At 63.4% G+C, this 20,781-nt stretch carries 21 protein-coding genes; 12 read left to right on the top strand and 9 right to left on the bottom strand.

Annotated elements, in window-relative coordinates:
• Positions 1-302 precede the first annotated feature (302 nt).
• From rpe to trpE, 3 genes are all read left to right on the top strand, one after another.
• Entirely contained in the window at positions 303-977 is a 675-nt protein-coding gene (gene rpe / locus BLS60_RS07915; RefSeq protein WP_092366681.1) for a ribulose-phosphate 3-epimerase, read from the top strand.
• Positions 974-1,654: a phosphoglycolate phosphatase gene (locus tag BLS60_RS07910; protein WP_092366678.1), complete on the top strand. Its 681-nt coding sequence runs from the start codon at positions 974-976 to the stop codon at positions 1,652-1,654. The genes rpe and BLS60_RS07910 overlap by 4 nt, the downstream gene beginning before the upstream one ends.
• A gap of 238 nt (positions 1,655-1,892) precedes the next feature.
• Positions 1,893-3,371, top strand: a complete 1,479-nt coding sequence (gene trpE, locus BLS60_RS07905) for an anthranilate synthase component I (RefSeq protein ID WP_092366675.1) — start codon at positions 1,893-1,895, stop codon at positions 3,369-3,371.
• A gap of 199 nt (positions 3,372-3,570) precedes the next feature.
• On the opposite strand, the gene BLS60_RS07900 is transcribed toward trpE, so the two are convergent.
• Genes BLS60_RS07900 through BLS60_RS07880 form a run of 5 tightly spaced genes read right to left on the bottom strand, consistent with a single transcriptional unit; the run spans position 3,571 to position 9,740 of the window.
• Positions 3,571-5,304: an acetyl/propionyl/methylcrotonyl-CoA carboxylase subunit alpha gene (locus BLS60_RS07900; RefSeq protein WP_092366672.1), complete on the bottom strand. Its 1,734-nt coding sequence runs from the start codon at positions 5,302-5,304 to the stop codon at positions 3,571-3,573.
• Complete coding sequence (locus tag BLS60_RS07895) at positions 5,301-6,914, bottom strand: 5-oxoprolinase subunit B/C family protein (protein ID WP_092366669.1); 1,614 nt, start codon at positions 6,912-6,914, stop codon at positions 5,301-5,303. Before BLS60_RS07895 ends, BLS60_RS07900 begins: the two co-directional genes overlap by 4 nt.
• A 9-nt stretch (positions 6,915-6,923) precedes the next feature.
• Complete coding sequence (locus BLS60_RS07890; protein ID WP_092366666.1) at positions 6,924-7,730, bottom strand: putative hydro-lyase; 807 nt, start codon at positions 7,728-7,730, stop codon at positions 6,924-6,926.
• Entirely contained in the window at positions 7,727-8,497 is a 771-nt protein-coding gene (locus BLS60_RS07885) for a LamB/YcsF family protein (RefSeq protein WP_092366663.1), read from the bottom strand. Before BLS60_RS07885 ends, BLS60_RS07890 begins: the two co-directional genes overlap by 4 nt.
• A gap of 10 nt (positions 8,498-8,507) precedes the next feature.
• Positions 8,508-9,740, bottom strand: coding sequence for an NRAMP family divalent metal transporter (locus BLS60_RS07880; protein WP_070880059.1), 1,233 nt, complete (start codon positions 9,738-9,740; stop codon positions 8,508-8,510).
• A 291-nt stretch (positions 9,741-10,031) separates the two neighbouring features.
• Here BLS60_RS07880 and BLS60_RS07875 point away from each other — a divergent pair, with 291 nt between their 5' ends.
• Positions 10,032-10,694, top strand: a complete 663-nt coding sequence (locus tag BLS60_RS07875; protein WP_092366660.1) for a GntR family transcriptional regulator — start codon at positions 10,032-10,034, stop codon at positions 10,692-10,694.
• Positions 10,695-10,697: 3 nt separating this feature from the next.
• Here the strand turns inward: BLS60_RS07875 and BLS60_RS07870 are convergent, their stop codons facing one another.
• Complete coding sequence (locus BLS60_RS07870; protein ID WP_092366657.1) at positions 10,698-11,009, bottom strand: pyocin activator PrtN family protein; 312 nt, start codon at positions 11,007-11,009, stop codon at positions 10,698-10,700.
• Between the two features lie 53 nt (positions 11,010-11,062).
• Positions 11,063-11,713: an XRE family transcriptional regulator gene (locus BLS60_RS07865; RefSeq protein WP_092366654.1), complete on the bottom strand. Its 651-nt coding sequence runs from the start codon at positions 11,711-11,713 to the stop codon at positions 11,063-11,065.
• Between the two features lie 188 nt (positions 11,714-11,901).
• Between BLS60_RS07865 and BLS60_RS07860 the strand changes: the two genes are divergently transcribed.
• From BLS60_RS07860 to BLS60_RS21465, 5 genes are all read left to right on the top strand, one after another.
• Positions 11,902-12,258 carry a PA0613 family protein gene (locus tag BLS60_RS07860; RefSeq protein WP_092366651.1) on the top strand — a complete coding sequence of 119 codons (357 nt, stop codon included), beginning with the start codon at positions 11,902-11,904 and terminating at the stop codon, positions 12,256-12,258.
• Positions 12,259-12,705: 447 nt separating this feature from the next.
• The gene (locus tag BLS60_RS07855) at positions 12,706-13,065 is read left to right on the top strand and encodes a putative holin (RefSeq protein WP_070880054.1); all 360 of its coding nucleotides are present in this window, start codon (positions 12,706-12,708) and stop codon (positions 13,063-13,065) included.
• Positions 13,066-13,186: 121 nt separating this feature from the next.
• Positions 13,187-14,323 (top strand): glycoside hydrolase family 5 protein, encoded by a 1,137-nt coding sequence (locus tag BLS60_RS07850; protein ID WP_092366646.1) that lies wholly within the window; start codon positions 13,187-13,189, stop codon positions 14,321-14,323.
• A 51-nt stretch (positions 14,324-14,374) separates the two neighbouring features.
• Complete coding sequence (locus BLS60_RS07845; RefSeq protein WP_092366644.1) at positions 14,375-14,914, top strand: glycoside hydrolase family 24 protein; 540 nt, start codon at positions 14,375-14,377, stop codon at positions 14,912-14,914.
• Positions 14,911-15,498 (top strand): lysis protein, encoded by a 588-nt coding sequence (locus BLS60_RS21465; protein WP_167357659.1) that lies wholly within the window; start codon positions 14,911-14,913, stop codon positions 15,496-15,498. Before BLS60_RS07845 ends, BLS60_RS21465 begins: the two co-directional genes overlap by 4 nt.
• Here the strand turns inward: BLS60_RS21465 and BLS60_RS07835 are convergent.
• Entirely contained in the window at positions 15,495-16,736 is a 1,242-nt protein-coding gene (locus BLS60_RS07835; protein WP_092366638.1) for a GAF domain-containing sensor histidine kinase, read from the bottom strand. The two genes, BLS60_RS21465 and BLS60_RS07835, sit on opposite strands and share 4 nt — an antisense overlap.
• A 410-nt stretch (positions 16,737-17,146) precedes the next feature.
• Here BLS60_RS07835 and BLS60_RS07830 point away from each other — a divergent pair, with 410 nt between their 5' ends.
• From BLS60_RS07830 to trpC, 3 genes are read left to right on the top strand one after another with little or no spacing between them, the layout of a single operon-like run.
• Positions 17,147-17,743, top strand: a complete 597-nt coding sequence (locus BLS60_RS07830) for an aminodeoxychorismate/anthranilate synthase component II (RefSeq protein WP_092366635.1) — start codon at positions 17,147-17,149, stop codon at positions 17,741-17,743.
• Entirely contained in the window at positions 17,740-18,786 is a 1,047-nt protein-coding gene (trpD, locus tag BLS60_RS07825) for an anthranilate phosphoribosyltransferase (RefSeq protein ID WP_070880049.1), read from the top strand. Before BLS60_RS07830 ends, trpD begins: the two co-directional genes overlap by 4 nt.
• Positions 18,783-19,619 carry an indole-3-glycerol phosphate synthase TrpC gene (trpC, locus tag BLS60_RS07820; RefSeq protein WP_092366631.1) on the top strand — a complete coding sequence of 279 codons (837 nt, stop codon included), beginning with the start codon at positions 18,783-18,785 and terminating at the stop codon, positions 19,617-19,619. Before trpD ends, trpC begins: the two co-directional genes overlap by 4 nt.
• A 53-nt stretch (positions 19,620-19,672) precedes the next feature.
• Here trpC and nadC read toward each other — a convergent pair whose 3' ends face one another.
• The gene (gene nadC, locus BLS60_RS07815; protein WP_070880047.1) at positions 19,673-20,521 is read right to left on the bottom strand and encodes a carboxylating nicotinate-nucleotide diphosphorylase; all 849 of its coding nucleotides are present in this window, start codon (positions 20,519-20,521) and stop codon (positions 19,673-19,675) included.
• Between the last annotated feature and the right edge of the window lie 260 nt (positions 20,522-20,781).

Below are 20,781 nucleotides of genomic sequence, written 5' to 3'. Positions count from 1 at the left end.
CTAGCAGGTAGGGTGGATCGGGGCGCGTAGCTGACGCTCTTTTCATCCACCCTCGTGGGTGGTGCGCGGTGGACGGGTAACGCGTCGTCCACCCTACGACTCGGATCGCGCCCCGTAGGATCTGGCTTGCCAGCATGTAGCCGGGTAGAGCGCAGCGACACCCGGGAATGCGCTCCTGGGTATCGCTTCGCTCAACCACAGGCTACGAGCGGTGCAGGCTCGAGCCGAGTGCCTGTCGATCAACGGCGTGCCAGTCGGTACAATGCGCGCCACCGTGATCCATGCCCCCCAAGAGGTGCGCCATGCAACCCTTCGCCATCGCCCCGTCGATCCTTTCCGCCAACTTCGCCCGCCTGGGTGAGGAAGTGGATAACGTGCTCGCCGCTGGCGCCGATATCGTTCACTTCGATGTGATGGACAACCATTACGTGCCCAACCTGACCATCGGCCCGATGGTCTGCACGGCGCTGCGCAAGCACGGCGTGACCGCGCCCATCGACGTGCACCTGATGGTCAGCCCGGTGGACCGCATCATCGGCGACTTCCTCGAAGCTGGCGCCAGCTACATCACCTTCCATCCCGAAGCCACCCTGCACATCGACCGTTCCCTGCAGTTGATCAAGGATGGCGGCGCCAAGTGCGGCCTGGTGTTCAACCCGGCGACTTCGCTGGAGTCGCTGAAGTACGTGATGGACAAGGTCGACATGATCCTGCTGATGAGCGTCAACCCCGGTTTCGGTGGCCAGGCGTTCATCCCCGGTACCCTCGACAAGCTGCGCGAAGCCCGCGCGCTGATTGATGCCAGCGGCCGTGATATCCGCCTGGAGATCGACGGTGGGGTGAGTGCCAAGAACATCCGCGCGATCGCCGAAGCTGGCGCCGATACCTTCGTCGCCGGCTCGGCGATCTTCAATCAGCCGGACTACAAAACCGTGATCGACGCCATGCGTGCCGAGCTGGCCCAGGTGCGTGGATGAAACCGCTGCGCGCGCTGTGCGCCGGTGAGCTGCCGCGGCTGGTGATGTTCGACCTGGACGGTACGCTGGTCGATTCGGTGCCGGATCTGGCCACCGCCGTCGACCGCATGCTGGCCGAGTTGGGGCGTGAGCCGGCTGGCGTCGAACAGGTGCGCCGCTGGGTCGGTAACGGCGCGCGGGTGCTGGTACGCAGGGCGCTGGCTGGCGGCATCGAGCATGGCGCGGTCAGTGATGCCGAGACGGAGGTCGCCCTGGCGCGTTTTCTCGACATCTACGCCGATTGCCATGAGCTGATCACGCTGTATCCCGGTGTGCACGAATTGCTGGAAGCGCTGAGCACCGCCGCCGTCGAGCTGGCCGTGGTCACCAACAAGCCGGAGCGTTTCGTCGCGCCGCTGCTCGAGCAGGTTGGCCTAGGCGGGTATTTCCGCTGGATCATCGGTGGCGACACCCTGCCACAGCAAAAGCCAGACCCGGCCGCCTTGCTGCAGGTGATGCACCTGGCTGGCGTCAGCAACTTGCAGTCGCTGTTCGTCGGCGATTCGCGCAGTGACGTGCTGGCCGCTCGCGCGGCCGGCGTGCCCTGCGTGGCAGTGAGCTACGGCTATAACCACGGCCGCCCGGTGGCCGAGGAAGAGCCGGATCGTGTTGTCGATAGCCTTGCTGAACTGCTGTAAGAGCGGGCTTGAAAACTGAGCGGGCGCTTGCGCCATGTGGTTGCCTGAAACGAGCGGCTAAGCTACCTTGGCCGCTCGTTATTTCCCCTCTTCGAGATGCTCCCGTGGCGGTCACCTGCAAACTCTGGATGAAGGTCATCAAGGCCCTGGCCCGTTGGCGTTGGCGCACCTGACATTCTTCTGCCGCACCTGGCGGCTCGTTTCGCACTGACCGATTTTCCAAGCCACGAGGCTGATCATGACCCATGAAGAATTCCTGCGTTTAGCCGCTGAAGGCTACAACCGCATTCCGCTCGCCTGCGAAACCATCGCGGACTTCGACACGCCGCTGTCGATCTACCTGAAACTGGCCGACGCGCCCAATTCCTACCTGCTCGAATCGGTACAGGGCGGCGAGAAGTGGGGCCGTTACTCGATCATCGGCCTGCCAGCGCGCACCGTGCTGCGTGTGCACGGCCATGATGTGGTGATCAGCACCGACGGCGTCGAGGTCGAGCGCCACCACTGCACCGATCCGCTGGACTTCGTCGAGGCCTTCAAGGCCCGTTACCGGGTGCCGACGATAGCCGGGCTGCCGCGCTTCAACGGCGGGCTGGTCGGTTACTTCGCCTATGACAGTGTTCGTTACGTGGAGCCCAAGCTGGCCGCCGGGGTCAACCCGGATGCGCTGGGCACCCCCGATATCCTGCTCAACGTGTCCGATGCCGTGGTGGTGTTCGACAACCTGGCCGGCAAGATGCACGCCATCGTGCTCGTCGACCCGGCCGAGCCGGAGGCGTTCGAACGCGGCCAGGCGCAATTGCAGGACATCCTTCACAAGCTGCGCCAGCCGTTCACCCCGCGCCTGGGCGTGGACCTGAACAAGGCCGCAGGCGCAGAGCCGGCGTTCCGCTCCAGCTTCAGCCGCGAGGACTACGAGCGCTCGGTCAATGCCATCAAGGATTACATCCTCGCCGGCGATTGCATGCAGGTGGTGATTTCCCAGCGCATGTCGATCCCCTTCAAGGCCGCGCCGATCGACCTGTACCGCGCGCTGCGCTGCATCAACCCGACGCCGTACATGTATTTCTTCAACTTCGGTGATTTCCACGTGGTGGGCAGCTCGCCGGAAGTGCTGGTGCGCGTTGAAGACAACCTGGTCACCGTGCGGCCCATCGCCGGCACCCGGCCGCGCGGCGCCACCGAAGAGGCCGATCTGGCGCTGGAAGAAGACCTGCTTTCCGATGCCAAGGAAGTCGCCGAGCACCTGATGCTGATCGACCTGGGCCGCAACGACACCGGCCGCGTCTCGGAAATCGGCTCGGTGAAATTGACCGAGAAGATGGTCATCGAGCGTTATTCCAACGTGATGCACATCGTCTCCAACGTCACCGGCGAGCTGAAGAAGGGCCTCACCTCAATGGACGCTCTGCGCGCCATCCTGCCGGCCGGCACGCTCTCGGGTGCACCGAAGATCCGGGCGATGGAGATCATCGACGAGCTCGAGCCGGTCAAGCGCGGCGTGTACGGCGGCGCGGTCGGTTACTACGCCTGGAACGGCAACATGGACACCGCCATCGCCATCCGCACTGCGGTGATCAAGGACGGCGAACTGCATGTGCAGGCTGGTGCCGGCATCGTCGCCGACTCGGTTCCTGCGCTGGAGTGGGAAGAGACCCTTAACAAGCGCCGCGCTATGTTCCGCGCCGTGGCGCTGGCGGAGCAGGGTTCGCACTGATCCGGGCAGATGTAAAAAGGGGCAGCTTAGGCTGCCCCTTTGCGTTTGGCTTCCCGGGTATTGCGGCGCTTCACCCCAGGCCGTAGGGTGGACGTCGCTTTATCCGTCCACCATGAGGTGCAAGGCGGTGGATGAAAAGAGCGTCGGCTACGCGCCCCGATCCACCCTACGGCTAGTCACCCGATCCGCAGCGTCGGCCTCAGCCCTCCAGCTTGGCCAGCGCTGCGCCTGCATCCAGGTACGCGCCGGCCTGTTCGCGGATGGCCAGCTTGCCGCTGGCGGGTGCGGTGATCTGTGTTTCCATCTTCATGGCTTCCATCACGGCGATTACCTCGCCGGCGCTGACCTTCGCGCCGTCTTCGACCAGCCAGGCATGCAGGTTGCCGGAAATCGGTGCTGTCACTAGGCCTTTTTCCACTGCAGGTGCTGTTGGCTGGGGAGCCGCTTGCGATCCGCCGGCCAACGGCGCCAGGCCTTGCAGCAGGGCGCTGGGCAGGCCCAGCTCATGACGCTTGCCGTCGATTTCGATAAAGGTGCGCAGCACCGTCTCACCCGCCTCCGGAAGGCTGCGCGGCGCGAGGGTGATCTGCTCGGCGAAGTCGGTCTCGATCCAGCGCGTATGCACGGCAAAGCGCTCGGGGCCGGTGAAATCATCGTGATCCATCACCGCCTGGTGGAACGGCAGCACCGAGGCAATGCCTTCGATCTGGAACTCGGCCAATGCGCGACGGGCGCGGACGATGGCCTGCTCGCGGGTGGCACCGGTGACGATCAGCTTGGCCATCATCGAATCGAAGGTGCCGGGCACTGTCGAGCCGCTTTCCACGCCGCTGTCCAGGCGTACGCCAGGACCGGACGGTGGGCGGAACGCGTCGATTTTTCCCGGCGTGGGCAGAAAGCCCTTGCCGGCATCTTCAGCGTTGATGCGGAACTCGAAGCTGTGGCCACGCGGCGTTGGCGTCTCGCTGAACGACAGCGGCAAGCCATCGGCAATGCGCAGCTGTTCGATCACCAGGTCGACGCCGGCGGTTTCTTCGGTCACCGGGTGTTCGACCTGCAGGCGGGTGTTCACTTCCAGGAACGACAGGGTGCCGTCGGCGCTGAGCAGGAACTCCACGGTGCCGGCGCCGATGTAACCGGCCTTGGCGCAAATGTCGTGGGCCGACTGGTGGATGCGCTGGCGCTGCTCGTCACTGATGAACGGCGCTGGCGCTTCTTCCACCAGCTTCTGATTGCGCCGCTGCAGCGAGCAGTCGCGTGTACCGACCACTACCACGGTACCGTGGGTGTCGGCGATCACCTGCGCTTCGATGTGCCGTGGGCGGTCGAGGAACTGTTCGACGAAGCACTCACCGCGACCGAACGCCGCCTCCGCTTCACGTACCGCCGAGGCGAACAGCTCGGCGACTTCGTCCATCCGCCAGACGACCTTCATGCCACGCCCGCCACCGCCGAACGCGGCCTTGATGGCGATGGGCAGGCCGTGCTGCTCGGCGAAGGCCAATACCTCGGCTGCGCTTTCCACCGGCCCGGGCGTGCCGGCGACCAGGGGCGCGCCGACCTGCTGGGCGAGCTTGCGCGCCTCAACCTTGTCGCCGAGCACATCGATGGTTTCCGGGTTGGGGCCGATCCAGATCAGGCCGGCGGCCTGCACGGCGCGGGCGAAGTCGGCACGCTCGGAGAGGAAGCCGTAGCCAGGATGGACAGCATCGGCGCCGGCGCGCTTGGCGATGGCCAGCAGTTTGCCAATGTCGAGGTATGTGTCGGCGGGGCGCTCACCGTCCAGGGCATAGGCTTCGTCGGCCTGGCGCACGTGCAGGGCGTCGATGTCGGCATTGGCATACACGGCCACCGAGGCCACGCCATGGTCGCGGCAGGCGCGAGCGATGCGCACGGCGATTTCACCACGGTTGGCGATCAGTACTTTTTTCATGGGATCTCTTTCGCGTCGGCAGTGGAAAGGAGGGCGTCGGCCTGCAGGTCGGCAAACGCATCGATCGGGTTGAAGCGGATCTGCGCATTGATCGGTATCTGCCCGGCCAGGTCCAGGTGATGGCTGGCCACGGCGGCGATCACCGGGTAGCCGCCGGTCAGCGGATGGTCGGCGAGAAACAGCACCGGCTGGCCGCTGGCCGGCACCTGGATGGCGCCGAGTGAGGTGCCTTCGCTGGGCAGCTCATCATGGTTGCGACGTTCCAGTGGCACCTCACCGGCCAGGCGAATACCGACCCGGTTGGACTGCGGGGTGACGCGCCATAGCTGGCTGCTCAGGCGTTCGATGGCGGCCTGGGTGAACCAGTCGCTGCGCGGGCCCATCACCACGTCGAGGGTGACGATGTCGGCGGCCGTTGGGGGCGAGAAGGCAGGCGCCTCAGTCACCGACACGCTGGGGCCGGCGGCGCTGGCGTTGAAGCCCAGCCGGTCGCCCGCTGCCAGGGCCGGCGGGCCGACCTGGGCCAGGGTGTCGGTGGCCAGGCTGCCCAACACGGGCGCGACAGCGAAGCCGCCGCGAATCGCCAGGTAGCTGCGCAGCCCGGCGTTGGGCGCACCGAGGCTGACCTGGTCGCCATCGTCCAGCTCGATGGGCTGGTAGTTACCGGGCTGCCATTGCAGGCCGCCGGCGGTGGTGACGGTGACCGGTGTCTGCGCACCGGTGACGGCGACGATCGCGCGGCCATGGCAGACGAAACTCAGACCACCCAGCACCACCTCCAGGCAGGCACTGGACGACGCATTGCCCACCACGCGATTGGCCGCACGCAGCGCACCACGATCCAGCGCACCGGACATCGATACGCCCTGGTCGGTGTGGCCAGCGCGGCCGAGGTCCTGCAGCACGCTTTGCAGGCCTGGCGTGAGAATTTCCAGGTGGTTGCCAGTGGGGGTTTCGCTGGCAGTCGGCTGCGGGTGCATAGGCAGACCACCAGCTGGCAGCGGCCCGGCATCCTGAAAGCGCACTTTGAAGCCGGGGCGTAGCAGGGCCGGTTCGGCGCGCTGCAGGTCCCACATCTGCAGCGGCGTAACACCGATGATCTGCCAGCCACCGGGGCTGGCCTTGGGGTATACGCCGCTGAAGTTGCCCGCCAGCGCCACGGCACCCGCCGGGATGCGCGTGCGCGGGGTTTGCCGACGCGGCACTTCAAAGCCCGCGCCGCCATTGAGATAGCCGAAGCCCGGCGCGAAGCCGCAGAAGGCGACCTCGTAGTCTGCGCTGGTATGGCGTCTGATTACTTCTTCACGGCTGATGCCCAGCAAACCGGCCACCTCATCGAGATCCTCGCCGTTGTAATGCACGGGAATCTCCACGCGGCGACTTTCCCGCGTGCTGCGGGTGCTCAGGTCGCGGCGGGCGATGGTGTTGATCAGCACCTGGCGATCAACCGCGCTGGGCCGGTACTGGATCAACAGGGTTCGTGCAGCGGGGACGATTTCCTCGATGCCGGCAATGGGCTCGGCTTGCAGAGAGTCGAACAGCGCCAGGGTTTCGTCCAGATCGGCCAGTTCCACCAGCAGCGCATCCAGATTGACGGGGAGAAAACGCACTGGGAGCTCCTACACGTGGTACGTGCTGTCGGGCACGTCGGTGATGAACATATGACCTGGCGAGTGGGTGATCGCGAACGGCACGCCGGACGCCATGACCGCTGCCTGGGGCGTCACGCCGCAGGCCCAGAACACCGGAATCTCACCCGCCTCGATGCGCACGGGGTCGCCGAAGTCCGGTTGCTGCAGGTCGGCGATGCCCAGGCGTTGCGGTTCGCCGACATGCACCGGGGCGCCGTGCACCGAGGGGTAGCGCCCGGAAATAGCAGCCGCTTCGGCGACCCGATCCGCCGGGATCGGCCGCATCGACACGACCATTTCGCCATGCAGGCGACCCGCTGGTCGGCAGGCACGGTTGGTGCGGTACATCGGCACGTTGCAACCGTCGGCGATGTGGCGCACTTCGATGCCGCCTTCCTGCAGGCCAGTCTCGAAGGTGAAGCTGCAGCCGATCAGAAACGCCACCAGGTCCGGATGCTCGGCCCAGGCCTGGGTCGCATCGCTGACTTCCTCAGCGAGTTTGCCGTCACGCCAGATGCGGTACAGCGGAATGTCGGTGCGCAAATCGGCACCTTCGGCCAATACCGTGTGTGGGCTGCCGGCGTCGCTGACGTCCAGCACCGGGCAGGCTTTCGGGTTGCGCTGGGCGTAGAGCAGAAAGTCATAGGCCCAGTCGCGGGGCAGGGCGATCAGGTTGGCCTGGGTCATACCGGGGGCGACGCCGGCCGACGGCGCGACGCGGCCGTTACGGTATTCGGCACGGGCTTCTCGGGCAGCAGCAATCGCCGCCTGCTGGGCGCGTTGGAGGGCATTCATTGGGAGGCTCCGGCAAAGGCTTGCAGGGACACGCCGGACTGCTCCAGCAGCTGGCGTACTTCGCGGGCCATTTGAATGGCACCAGGGCTGTCGCCATGCACGCAGATCGACTCGGCCTCGATCCGCGTGATGCTGCCGTCGATGGCTTCAACCGTACCGCTTTTCACCAGGCGCAGCATGCGCTGGGCGACCTGCTCGGCGTCGTGCAGCACGGCGCCCGCTTCGCGGCGTGATACCAGAGTGCCCTGTGGCGTGTAAGCGCGGTCGGCAAAGGCTTCGGCGATGCAGGTCAGGCCTTCATTGCGGGCCAGCTCGATCAGGCTGGAACCCGCCAGGGCGACCAGCACCAGATTTGGGTCGACGGCACGAATCGCCTCGATTACTGCCAAGGCCTGACGCTTGTCGTGGGCGATGGTGTTGTACAGCGCGCCATGGGGCTTCACGTAACGGACCGGGGTGCCGGCTGCGTGGGCCAGTGCCTGCAGCGCACCGATCTGGTAGATCACGTCGGCAGTCAGCTCGTCGCTGGCTACGTCCATGTTGCGGCGGCCAAAGCCGACCAGGTCCGGGTAGGCAACATGTGCACCGATGGTCACGCCCTTGGCCTTGGCGGCTTTTAATGTGCGCAGGATGCCGGCCGGGTCGCCGGCGTGAAAACCGCAGGCGACGTTGGCGCTGGTCACGATGTCGAGCATTGCGGCATCGTCGCCCATGCGCCACTGGCCAAAGCTTTCGCCCAGGTCGCTGTTCAGATCGATGGTGGGCATATTGGGTCTCCTAGAGATTCACGAAGGCCAGGATAGGGCCAACCGACTTGATGGCCATGTACCAGGTCAGGATGCAGGTGATAGCCCCGACAACCAGCAGCCAGCGTGGATAGTGGTAATCACCCATAAGGTCGGAGCGGCGCCAGCCCACGTAGATGAAAATGGTCAGGCCGATGGGCAGGATCAGGCCGTTAAAACCACCGGCAAACAGCAGCAGGGCCGCAGGCGCCGTGCCGAGCGCCAGGTAGACGCTCATGGACACGGCAATGAACCCTACGGTGGCCAGGTTGCGGCCGCGTTCGCCGATACCGGGCTTGAAGGTAGTGATGAACGACATCGAGGTGTAGGCCGCGCCGATCACGCTGGTAATCGCCGCGCACCAGAGCACCAGGCCGAAGGTGCGCAGGCCGAGGTCGCCCGCGGCAGCCTGGAATGCCTGGGCCGCCGGGTTTGCACCTTGGCCCGACGTGTCGATGACCACGCCACTGGCAACCACACCGAGAATTGCCAGGAACAGCACGTAGCGCATCACGCCCGTTACCGCGATGCCGCTAAGGGCCGCACGAGTAACTTCGCCGACATGCTCCTTGCCGACCAGGCCGCGATCGAGCAGACGGTGAGCGCCTGCATAGGTGATGTAGCCGCCCACCGTGCCACCGACGATGGTGGTGATGGTGGCGAAGTTGATTTCATCCGGCAGTACGGTTTGGCGCAGCGCCTCACCCAATGGCGGGTTGGACGCGAAGGCCACGAACAGCGTCAGCACGATCATCAGCACGCCGAGCACCACGATCAGGCGGTCGATGGCGACGCCGGCACGGTGCGACATGAAGATGCCGATGGCCAGCAGGGCACTCAGGCCGCCGCCCCATTTGGTATCGAGCCCCATCAAGGCATTGAGGCCCAATCCGGCACCGGCAATATTGCCCACGTTGAACACCAGACCGCCGAAGATCACCAGTACGGCGAGCAGATAGCCGCTGCCAGGAATTGCCGCGTTGGCGATATCGGAAGCGCGCATGCGTGTCAGGGTGACGATGCGCCATACGTTCAGTTGCACCACGAAGTCGATAAGGATCGACGCCAGGATGCCGAACGCGAATGCCGCGCCCATGTTGGCGGTAAAGGTAGCGGTTTGCGTAATGAAGCCCGGGCCAATGGCCGAAGTCGCCATCAGGAAGATGGCCGCGAGCAAGGAGGAACGACGTGATCGGGCGAATTCGCCGGTGGTCTGGGCTTGCATGGAACACTCCTGATGGCTGGGTAACGTGCTACATGGATAAGGCAATCGGCATGCCAGATCAGACCAAATTGCCTCATTTGTTGATTCTAGGCGCATATATTGTTCAACAATCAATAATGTATTGGTGGTTGAAGCGCACCATTTTGTTACCTCATTACCCAGTTGTGATTGCTTCTGGTGCGGCAGGTGACACTGCATTCGCTTGCCTGAAGCGTTCCGCTCGGTGACCATCGGTGCTCTATGGCTCTCATGTGTCTGTGTGGAGCGCGGCTAGTACCTGGTGAAACACTGATGAATAAACAACTACCTGACAATCCGCGAACTCTCGGTGAAACCGTGACCGCGGAGATCCGCCGCAAGCTGGTCGATGGCGAGCTGGTGCCCGGACAGCGGCTGTCCGAGGCGGCGCTTAGCGAGAGCCTGGCTATCTCCCGCAATACCCTTCGCGAGGCCTTTCGCGTGCTGACTCAGGAAGGGTTACTCAAGCACGAGCCCAACCGCGGCGTGTTCGTGTCGGTGCCCGACATGGCGTCGATTATCGAGATCTACCGTGCGCGCCGTTTCGTCGAGTGCCAGGCGCTGGCCCAGGCGTATCCCAAGCATCCAGCGGTCAAGCGCATGCGCGAGGCCGTTGCCGCCGCCAAACGCAGCGCCGAGGTGCCCGAATGGGGAGCGGTGGGTACTGCCAACATGGCGTTCCATGCCGCTATCGTCGAGCTGGCCGACAGCCAGCGGTTGAATACCTTTTACGGGCATTTGTCCGCTGAATTGCGCCTGGTATTCGGGCTGCTCAACGACGCTGAGTTCCTGCATGCGCCGTACATCGACATGAATGCGGCGATCCTTCAACACCTGGAGACCGGGCGCCCGGACGAGGCAGCCAAGGCCCTTGATGCCTACTTGGTGCAGTCCGAGCGCACCATCCTCGCGGCCTATGCGCGGCGCGGCGCCTGAGAGTCAGTCCACCGCGTAGGTGCTGCGCTCTTCGGCGCATAGCGCCCCGGCGCCGTTGGCGGCCGTTGCGCAGCTGTCGATGTAGGTCGCCAGGTGATGCAACTCGATGAACTTCGGCGCTTTCGCGCTGCTGTCCAGGGTGGTCACCGGCAGGTTCAGTCGCCCGGAGGCAATGGCGCGGATAAAGTTGTCGGGGCTCAGGTGACGAAAATACACCGCGCGCACCCGGTCGATGGGCACCAGCACGTCGCCGTGGGTGCGGAAAAGGAGCTCCAGCGTCTGGAGCGGCAGTGGCTGCTCAGGCTGAGTGGTCATGATAGGGGCTCGGTATGGGTAAGTACGCTCGATCGAGTTGATGGGACTGGTGATCATTCTTCGGCGAAGCGCGACGACTTGAGGATGCCGCCGACCAGGTGAACCTTGCTGACTTCGCCCTGGGGGATGTGAATCGGTGGGTGATTCTGGTTGACGCTATCGAAGCGGTACATGCCGTCACGCAGGTAGATGAATTCCTTGATCATCGCCTGGCCATCCAGCGTGCGAACCATCACCTCGTCGCCTGCGTGGAAGGGCTTGTTCGGCTCTATCAGTACGTATTCGCCGTTCTTGATCCGCGGGTGCATGCTGTCTCCGCTGACCCGCAAGCCGTAGGCATTGGGGTCATCGCTGTGGATGCGCAGGTAGCCGTCTCCGTGGCCGACAGGGAAATCGATTTCCTCGAAATAGCCTTGAGTACCCAGCTGCGCATGACCCACCACGGGCACTGCTCCGCCGCGGGCGTGGCCCACATCCAGGGTGTCCGTCGCCACTGGCAGCGCCTCGCTGCCGGCGAGTTCGGCGATGCTCACGCCAAGCGCAGGAGCCAGCAGCAGCAGATCCGCCAGGCTGGGCTCGCGCAGATCACTTTCGTAATTGCCGATACGCGACTGGGACGACCAGCCGCACGCTTCGGCCAGTGCCTGCTGGCTGAGGCCCCGGCTTTTGCGCAGGTGCTTGATGCGTTGCCCAAGGGTTTCCATGTCGGTTCTCCGTTAATCACGTTGTGAAATATTTATAGCGCAACTCGTGCCTTGAATAAAACACGTATCGTGATTATTTTTCTTTTAGGCGATCACCGGGCGGTGGCGCCTGTCATCAACTCGGCGCGTTACAGCATTGAAGGCGCCACCAGCAATGACGCCGTCTTAGGGCGGCGGGGAGGGGCAGCATGATTACCTATATTGATGAAGCATTAGAGCGTTGGGCTGACGAACGCGGGGCTAACGATCCTGCCTTGGGGCTGGGCGGCAATGTGATTGCCTCGCTGATGGCATCACAGGGCGTATTGATTCGCGGAGCTCGCGGCAGCCGTGTGCTGCTCGACAGATCTGCGGAGATCGAATGGATCGTCGATAAGCACTTGGCGCCCGAGCAAAGGCAGGTAGTCATCGAGCAATATTGTGGCCACTCGACCTCGCCGTCACAGAAGTGGGCGGCCTGTGGCTGCAGCCGCGCCCAGTACTATCGAAGGCTGAGTCAGGCCCACAAGGCCATCCAACTCCAGCTCCTGAAGCGCGCCGCCTGAGCGCGCTTTTTAATTCCATATGCCTCAGTTCTGCACGCTACCGATTGCCAGCGGCAGCCAGCCGCAATGTTGGCTCATGCTCTGTTCATGTGCTTGCCCCGAAAGGAGTCGTCGCTGCGCCCAGCACGTTACTGTGCCCGTTCAATTGCCCAGGTGATGCTTCAACCCCGATCGTTTCCGCTGTTTCTCGGTGCGTTTCCGCTGATGGCTCCCGGTCTCTTGTGACCGTGAGAATCGGCAGATATAAAGTCATCAACGTCAACGAGGTGGGCGAGCAGTCAGCCAGCCTTGCGACAGCGTTCTGCTGATTGCGTGCTCTAAAGGCGCGCTGCAACAAACCGACCCTCCGTTAGCAAAGCCCCGCCACCGTGCGGGGCTTTGTCGTTTCAGGGGGCGGGGTAACCCTAATTTCGTCGCGGTCACGGGGCCGCGGGGAGGACAACAACAATGAACGAGTTCAGCAGCAGCGCGCTGCTAAGCATGCTTGGCGCCAACCTCTCAGCGCTGCTCGCGGCCATCGACCGCGAAGCAGCGCTGGGGGCGTTATGCGGAGCGTTGGTGTATTTCACCACCACACAAGAGCTGCCTACCTGGAATCGCCTGGCGTTTTTTATGACGTCGGCGGTGATGGGCTATCTGTGTGCCCCGGCGATTACCGACTTCCAGTTCTACGGCATTCACCCGTTCGCCTACCCAGGGCCCGCCGGCTTCGCTGGTGCCGGCCTGGTGGTCACGCTGATGCTCGCGGCAATTCGCCGGCGTGCCGATGCGCCGCGCAACAAAGCGCCGAAAGGCGGGGAGGAATAACTCGACCGTTTACCCGATTCGCACGTACTGATTTCCGAACCCGTCCAGCGGCGCACCCGTGCCGCTGGAAAAAACCTGGCCCGCCATCGTGCGGGCTTTTTCATGTCTGGAGGAAACACCCATGGCTATCAAAACCTTTGACCAAATGGCCGCTGCCGGCGAATTCCCGCTGATCGGCTTCAACGCGGCAGGGTTGGGCAACAACCCGTATGTCGACCCCATCACCACTGCGCGGTTGGACACCCATTACCGCACCATCGCTCCCCGTGGCCACCAGCCGGACTACATCAAGTCCTACGCGGGTGGCATTGGCGGCAAGCCCTTCGCGGTTCGGTTGCCATTCGCGGGTGAGCGCATGGTGATTCTCGACGGTGCAGGCGGTTTTACGCTGCGCCAAGGCTATGTCGAGGAGATTCGCCGCGCCATCCGCCATGTGCACAGTTGGGGCGGTTTCTCGCTGCTCGACATGCACAACTATTGTCGCTGGTACGTGCGGGCCAATGGCCCGGTAAGCGGTCGAGTGGTGCAGGCCTGGGGTGGAGGCTTCGCCCTGTGGACGGCGATCGGCGCGGCCGATTGCCCGGTCAACTACGGGCTGCTGGGGCGCATCTGGGCGGCCATCGCCCGCGAGTTCCGCGATGAGCCGGGGCTGTTCGGCTACGGGCTGATGAATGAGCCCCACAACATGGGCAGCGTGCCTGACGGCGGCGTCAACGTCGAAGCACTGTGGAGCAGCAACGTGCAGGGCCTCATCACTGCGGTTCGCACGGTCGATCCTCGGCACTTCATCACCGTGGCGGGCAATGCATTCAGCTCGGCCCTGGAATGGCCGCGCCGCTCCGACATGCTCAAGAATCTTCAGGACCCTGGAGGCCGGCTGCTCTACGAGGCGCACCAGTACCCAGACAAGGCGGGGCAGGGCGGCGGCAAGTGGACCCAGGCGAGCGAATCGATCACTTACCGGGACCGGGTGGCTGACTGGCATCCCTTCATCAACTGGCTCAAGGCCAACGGCAAGCGCGGCATCGCCGGTGAATACGGCGGGCCGGATCACGTGCCGGGCATGCGCACCTATTTCACCGAGCTGCACAAGTACTTCGACGACAACCACATGCTGCGCTTCCAGTGGCTCGCCGGGCCGGGTGATGCCGACGACGACCCCAACGGCATGGACCGTAACGACGGCACGCTGAAGCCCAACACGCGGTCGCTGATGGCCCGCATTGGCAATACCACCACGGCCTACGGGCCCCGCTAACCCACCCGTATGGCCCGCTTCGGCGGGCCATTCCATTCCGGAGAATCCCTCATGGCACGTCTTACTGCTACCCAGGCGGGTGGCACCAACGTACTCGCCTTTCTCGACATGCTCGCCTGGAGCGAAGGCACCTCGACCGTCACCCACAGCGACGACGGCTACAACGTACTGGTGGGAGGAACGCTCTTCACCGACTACAGCGCGCACCCGCGAAGACTGATCGCCTTGCCGCGCTACGGTATTCAGTCCTCGGCAGCCGGGCGCTACCAATTTCTTGCCCGCACCTGGGATGCCATCGTCAGGCTTTACGGCTTCCATGGGCGTTTCACGCCCCAGGCTCAGGATCTCGCTGCCGTGAAACTACTGGATGAATGCGCTGCGCTTGTCGCGATCAAAACCGGCCATATCGAACGGGCGATTGCTGCCGCTGCGCCAATCTGGGCCAGCCTGCCCGGCGCTGGCTATGGTCAGAACGAGCATCCACTCCGCGCGCTGTTGGGTATCTATAACGCCGAGCGCGGCGTCGATACCTGCGCCCCGGACGATCTGCTGGCCATGTATACCGCGTACGGCGGTCGGGCGGCGGCGTGAACGGCCTGCCACTGACCCCGCTCAATTACCGCGTGGTGGTCATCGGCAGTCTGGCAGTGACGGCGCTGCTCAGCGCCGCAGCTGTTGGCTGGCTTGTCCAGGGCTGGCGCTTGGGTGAGGAGCTGGCCGATCAGGGCCGGGAGCTTGAGCGGCAGATATCGGTGCGCGACAAGCGCCATGCCGACAGCCTGGCGGTGGCTCAGAACGCCGCCATTGGCGAGGCCCGCCGTGCGCAGGAAAAACGCCTTACGCTGGAACATCAGCTGCAGGCTTCATCACAACACCAGCACAGGAAGCTCACCGATGCCGAACAGATTGCTGCCCGTCTGCGTGACCGTCTCGCTACTGCTGAGTTACGGCTGTCAGTCCTTCTCGCCAACCCAGACGCCGCCGGCGCACATCATCGCGGCCGACTGCCTGCCGCCGCCCACGCCGGATGCCTGGTGGATGGCGGCGGTCGAGCCGACATTGACAGAGGTGCTGCTCAACGAATTGTCGGCATCGCCGAGCGCGGCGACCGCGCCATCATCGCCCTAGGCATGTGCCAGGCGTATGTGCAGGCGGTCAGTCACGATCCCGGCTAGGGGTGAGAGTCCGGCGTGCTGGGCTCGGTCGGTGCGATGAGCGCCTGCGGCTGATCAGGCGCTGCGCTCGGTAGCGTGGCAGTGAAGCGGGTGCCGTCCGCTTCACTGGATGTGACGGCAATGGTGCCCTTGTGGCCTTTGACGATTTCCGAGGCGATATACAGCCCCAGACCCAGTCCTTCGCGCTGGCCCAGTTCCGACCGGGTATACGGTAGGAACAGGCGTGGCATCAGTGCCGGTTCGATCGGCATGCCCTGGTTCCAGACAGAGATCACCAACTGATAATCGTCGCAGCTGATCATGACCTTGATCGGTGCGCCGCGACGGCCATGGGTGACTGCGTTGGCCAGCAGGTTGGACAGCAGTTGGCAGACGCGTACCGGGTCGCAACGGTTGAGTGGCGGCACCTGCACCGAGTGCTCGATGCTGGCGAGCGGGTGGGCGGTAGCGATCTCGCCAATGACGCGCTCAAGGTCAGCCTGGAGAGTGTCCACGATGCGTGGCTCGACCGGAATACCGCCGCCCAGACGGCCCCGGGCGAAGTCGAGGATGTTCTCGATCAGCGAACCCATGCTTTTCGCACTGCGTTGAATCGCCACGGCAAGGCGACGCTCGGGGCGCTCCACCAGCTTGGATTCCAGCAGGTCGGCGCCCATGCGGATGGCACTCAGCGGTGTGCGCAGGTCGTGGCCGAGCACCGCGATCAGTTGCTCGCGCAGGTGTCCGGTTTCCTTCTCGTCTTCCAGTGCTCTACGGCTCTGGTCAACGGATGCCTGCATGTCCAGGTTGGCCGCGATCAGTTGCGCGAACAGCGTGAGCGTTTCAGTGACCGTGGCCACATCGAGGTCGGCCGGGGAGGGGTCGATCGCACAGAGCGTGCCGAAGAAGTCGCCGTTGGCGCGCACGATCGGGATCGACACGTAGCTTTCCAGGCCATACAGCTTGGGCGTGTGGTGCTTGGAGAACACCGGGTGTTCACTCGCATGCCCGAAGATGACGGGCGTGCGGTGCTGACGGATCTCGTCGCAGATGGTCGTCTCGAGGGCGAGCTCATCACCCGGCGCGAGGCCGAACTCGATCGAATCATCGACCGCGCAGGTCACCCACTGTTTGTTCGTCACCCGGGCAACTGCCGCAAAGCGCATGCCGGTGACGTGCTTGACCATGCGCAGAATCATCGGAACCGCCTCGATCTTCGCCACTGCGCGAAGGTCGGGGCCAAAATTTATCGTCGACATTTTGGCCGTTCCGATTGCAAAGCGCTCAGGGTACAGCAGTCGCCTTTTCGTCTCACCGAACTTTACAGTGGCCAAGGCACCGTACGTCGGTGGCGCGAGGGCCGCTGATCGGCCTGCGAACCGGCAGGGTGATATTGCACGCGATAGCGCTGTGGGCTACTGTGCGGGCAGATAAACGCGAGACTTCCCCGTGAATGCCAGCAGCACCCTTCTGATGCGAGTCATCAAAGCCCACGCCCGTTGGCGTTGGCGCGCCTGATCTTTGTTCTCCGGCTATGCCGGACGATTCTCTCTGCCTTGCACAGCCCCACACAGTGACGCTTCCGACTTCCCCGCAGGTCGGTGCGAATGAGGGCTTTGAAAACAAGGCGATTGGCTGAAGAGCAGTACATCAAAGGGTTAACTACAACATGCTGCTGATGATCGATAACTACGACTCCTTTACCTACAACGTGGTGCAGTACCTGGGCGAACTGGGTGCCGACGTTCACGTAATCCGCAACGACGAACTGACCATCGCGCAGATCGAGGCCCTCAAGCCCGAGCGCATCGTCGTGTCTCCTGGCCCGTGTACACCGACCGAAGCCGGTGTTTCCATCGAGGCCATCAAACACTTCGCCGGCAAGCTGCCAATTCTTGGCGTCTGCCTGGGCCACCAGAGTATCGGCCAAGCCTACGGCGGCGATGTGGTGCGTGCCCGTCAGGTGATGCACGGCAAAACCAGCCCGGTTTTTCATGAGGACAAAGGCGTATTCGCCGGCCTCAATCGCCCGCTGACGGTGACCCGTTACCACTCCCTGGTGGTCAAGCTCGATACCCTGCCGGATTGTCTGGAAATCACCGCCTGGACGTGTACTGAAGACGGCTCCGTCGACGAGATCATGGGCCTGCGTCACAAGACCCTGAACATCGAAGGCGTGCAGTTCCACCCCGAGTCGATTCTTACCGAGCAGGGCCATGAACTGTTCGCCAACTTCCTCAAGCAGACTGGAGGCGTGCGCGCATGAATATCAAGGAAGCCCTCAATCGCATCGTTGCCCAGCTCGACCTTTCCACCGAGGAAATGCGTGCAGTGATGCGCGAGATCATGACCGGGCAATGCACTGACGCGCAGATTGGCGCATTTCTCATGGGCATGCGCATGAAGAGCGAGACCATCGACGAAATCGTCGGGGCCGCCAGTGTGATGCGTGAACTGGCGGCACCGGTCGAGATCGCTGCCGAGCGGCTGGTCGATACCTGCGGTACCGGTGGCGACGGCATGAACATCTTCAACGTATCCACCGCGGCTGCTTTCGTGGTCGCCGCGGCGGGTGGCAAGGTGGCCAAGCACGGCAACCGCGCGGTGTCGGGCAAGAGCGGTAGCGCTGACCTGCTTGAAGCGGCCGGCGTTTATCTAGGCCTCACGCCGGTGCAGGTGGCGCGCTGCGTCGAGACCGTCGGCGTTGGCTTCATGTTCGCCCCGTCGCATCACGGCGCGATGAAGCATGCCATCGGCCCGCGCCGTGAGCTCGGCCTGCGTACGCTGTTCAATATGTTGGGCCCGATGACCAATCCGGCAGGCGCCAAGCATCAGGTCGTGGGCGTGTTCAGCCAGGCGCTGTGCCGGCCGATGGCCGAAGTGCTGCAGCGGCTCGGTAGCGAGCACGTTCTGGTGGTACATGCGCAGGATGGCCTCGACGAGATCAGCCTGGCTGCGCCGACCTTTGTGGCCGAACTGAAGAATGGCGTGGTCAGTGAATACCGCATCCAGCCTGAAGACTTCGGCATCAAGAGCCAGAGCCTGATTGGTCTCACCGTCGAGGGTGCCGGGCAGTCCCTGGAGCTGATCCGCGATGCCCTCGGCCGGCGCAAAAGCGAAGTCGGCCAGAAAGCTGCGGACATTATTGTGCTCAATGCGGGTGCAGCACTCTACGCCGCCGACCATGCCGATAACCTGCGTGATGGCATGAGCCTCGCCCACGACGCGCTGCACACCGGCTTGGCCGGGGAGAAAATGGAAGAGCTGGTGTCCTTTACCGCCGTATTCAAACAGGAGAATGAAGGGTGAGCATTCCCACCGTTCTGGAGAAGATCCTCGCTCGCAAGGCCGAGGAAGTCGCGGCCCGACGCGCGGTCGTCAGTCTGGCTGAAGTCGAGCGCGAAGCGCGCGCGGCCGATGCGCCCCGTGGTTTTGCTGCCGCGCTGATCGAGAAGGCAAAGAGCAAGCAGCCGGCGGTGATCGCCGAGATCAAGAAGGCTTCGCCGAGCAAGGGTGTGCTGCGCGAAAACTTCGTACCGGCAGAAATCGCCCAAAGCTACGAGGATGGCGGGGCAACCTGCCTGTCGATCCTTACCGACATCGACTTTTTTCAGGGCGCCGACCGCTACCTGCAGGAAGGCCGCAGCGCCTGCTCGCTGCCAGTGATTCGCAAGGATTTCATGATCGATCCTTACCAGATCGTCGAGGCGCGGGCATTGGGCGCCGATTGCGTGCTGCTGATCGTCTCGGCATTGTCCGATGCACAGATGGGCGAGCTGGCGGCCACGGCCAAGGCGTTCAATCTCGATGTGCTGGTTGAGGTGCATGACGGCGATGAACTCGAACGCGCCCTCAACGTGCTGGATACGCCGCTGGTCGGTGTGAACAACCGTAACCTGCACACCTTCGAGGTCAGCCTGGAAACCACCCTGGACCTGCTGCCGCGCATTCCCCGTGATCGTCTGGTGGTGACCGAGAGCGGTATCCTCAACAGGGCGGACGTGGAGCTGATGGAAATCAGCAACGTCTATTCGTTTCTGGTGGGGGAAGCGTTCATGCGCGCTGAAAATCCCGGCGCTGAGCTGGAACGCCTGTTTTTCCCCGAACGTAAGCGGTTTGTCGTCAGTCCCGACGTGGATTAATTGATTGAATACAAAACGGCGCCCTAAGGCGCCGTTGTTGTTTCATCTGCTGCTTACAGCGACAGGCGCATCGACAGGTCCACCGCCTTCACATCCTTGGTCAGGGTGCCGATGGAAATGTAGTCCACCCCCGTCTCGGCGATGCTGCGCAAGGTGCTTTCATTCACCCCACCCGACGCCTCGAGCTTGGCGCGGCCGGCAGTGATCGCCACGGCGCGGCGCATATCATCCAGCGACAACTCGTCGAGCATGACGATATCGGCACCCGCGGTCAGCGCCTGCTCCAGTTCGTCAAGGCTTTCGACTTCCACTTCCACCGGCTTGCCAGGTGCGATTTGCTGCGCAGCGCTCACTGCGGCGCCAATGCCGCCGCATGCAGCAATGTGGTTTTCCTTGATAAGGAAGGCATCGAACAATCCGATCCGGTGGTTGTGGCAGCTTCCCTGGGTCACGGCGTATTTCTGTGCCAGGCGCAGGCCGGGCAGAGTTTTGCGGGTATCGAGCAGCTTTACCTCGGTGCCGTGCACCAGATTCGCATAGTGTTGGCAGCGAGTTGCCACGGCCGACAGGGTCTGCAAGAAGTTCAGGGCGCTGCGCTCCCCGCTCAGCAGCGCACGCGCCGGTCCTTCCAGGTGGAACAACGCCTGATCTGGGCTTGCGCGCTGCCCATCCTGGACTTGCCAATGCACCGCCACGCGTGGGTCCAATTGCCGGAACACCTCGTCTACCCAAGCGGTACCGCAGATCACCGCATCTTCCCGGGTAATCACCGTGGCATGGGCGAGGCGCGATTCGGGAATCAGCTGTGCGGTGATATCGCCACTGCCAATATCCTCACGCAGGCTGCGGCGGACGTTGGCCTCGATTTCGGCGCTGAGCTCAGTAAGCACTAGATTCGGCATGGGGCCTCCCATAGATGAGGGAGCCGATTATAGAGGCAGTGGGTAGGGTTGTTACGTTCATCGGCTAAAAATGAACCCTGATGGTAACCTTTGGTCACATGCCGGAGCCTGACACGCCCGCTTTCCGCGCGCGTGTGACGCTGGTCATATTTGCGGAAATCCGGCTTTGTAGTCTTGCGGCATTCCTATAATGTTTTAATACGGAAGTATTGGCGACATGAGGTCGCCAATCTGATGTTCGCATCCCCGTTACAGCTTGC

Source organism: Phytopseudomonas seleniipraecipitans, from assembly GCF_900102335.1.
GTDB lineage: Bacteria > Pseudomonadota > Gammaproteobacteria > Pseudomonadales > Pseudomonadaceae > Aquipseudomonas > Aquipseudomonas seleniipraecipitans.
The sequence above is the reverse complement of the archived record's forward strand: the minus strand, read 5'-3'. Positions and strand labels throughout refer to the sequence as shown.

Bases quoted from the DNA above. Each gene is read 5' to 3' on its own strand.
- BLS60_RS07870 (WP_092366657.1), bottom strand. From the start codon at position 11,009: ATGACCACTCAGCCTGAGCAGCCACTGCCGCTCCAGACGCTGGAGCTC.
- BLS60_RS07850 (WP_092366646.1), top strand. From the start codon at position 13,187: ATGGCTATCAAAACCTTTGACCAAATGGCCGCTGCCGGCGAATTCCCG.
- BLS60_RS07875 (WP_092366660.1), top strand. From the start codon at position 10,032: ATGAATAAACAACTACCTGACAATCCGCGAACTCTCGGTGAAACCGTG.
- rpe (WP_092366681.1), top strand. From the start codon at position 303: ATGCAACCCTTCGCCATCGCCCCGTCGATCCTTTCCGCCAACTTCGCC.
- BLS60_RS07835 (WP_092366638.1), bottom strand. From the start codon at position 16,736: ATGTCGACGATAAATTTTGGCCCCGACCTTCGCGCAGTGGCGAAGATC.
- BLS60_RS07855 (WP_070880054.1), top strand. From the start codon at position 12,706: ATGAACGAGTTCAGCAGCAGCGCGCTGCTAAGCATGCTTGGCGCCAAC.
- BLS60_RS07845 (WP_092366644.1), top strand. From the start codon at position 14,375: ATGGCACGTCTTACTGCTACCCAGGCGGGTGGCACCAACGTACTCGCC.
- BLS60_RS07865 (WP_092366654.1), bottom strand. From the start codon at position 11,713: ATGGAAACCCTTGGGCAACGCATCAAGCACCTGCGCAAAAGCCGGGGC.
- trpE (WP_092366675.1), top strand. From the start codon at position 1,893: ATGACCCATGAAGAATTCCTGCGTTTAGCCGCTGAAGGCTACAACCGC.
- BLS60_RS07910 (WP_092366678.1), top strand. From the start codon at position 974: ATGAAACCGCTGCGCGCGCTGTGCGCCGGTGAGCTGCCGCGGCTGGTG.
- BLS60_RS07860 (WP_092366651.1), top strand. From the start codon at position 11,902: ATGATTACCTATATTGATGAAGCATTAGAGCGTTGGGCTGACGAACGC.
- BLS60_RS07900 (WP_092366672.1), bottom strand. From the start codon at position 5,304: ATGAAAAAAGTACTGATCGCCAACCGTGGTGAAATCGCCGTGCGCATC.
- BLS60_RS07885 (WP_092366663.1), bottom strand. From the start codon at position 8,497: ATGCCCACCATCGATCTGAACAGCGACCTGGGCGAAAGCTTTGGCCAG.
- BLS60_RS07890 (WP_092366666.1), bottom strand. From the start codon at position 7,730: ATGAATGCCCTCCAACGCGCCCAGCAGGCGGCGATTGCTGCTGCCCGA.
- BLS60_RS07880 (WP_070880059.1), bottom strand. From the start codon at position 9,740: ATGCAAGCCCAGACCACCGGCGAATTCGCCCGATCACGTCGTTCCTCC.
- trpD (WP_070880049.1), top strand. From the start codon at position 17,740: ATGAATATCAAGGAAGCCCTCAATCGCATCGTTGCCCAGCTCGACCTT.
- nadC (WP_070880047.1), bottom strand. From the start codon at position 20,521: ATGCCGAATCTAGTGCTTACTGAGCTCAGCGCCGAAATCGAGGCCAAC.
- BLS60_RS07830 (WP_092366635.1), top strand. From the start codon at position 17,147: ATGCTGCTGATGATCGATAACTACGACTCCTTTACCTACAACGTGGTG.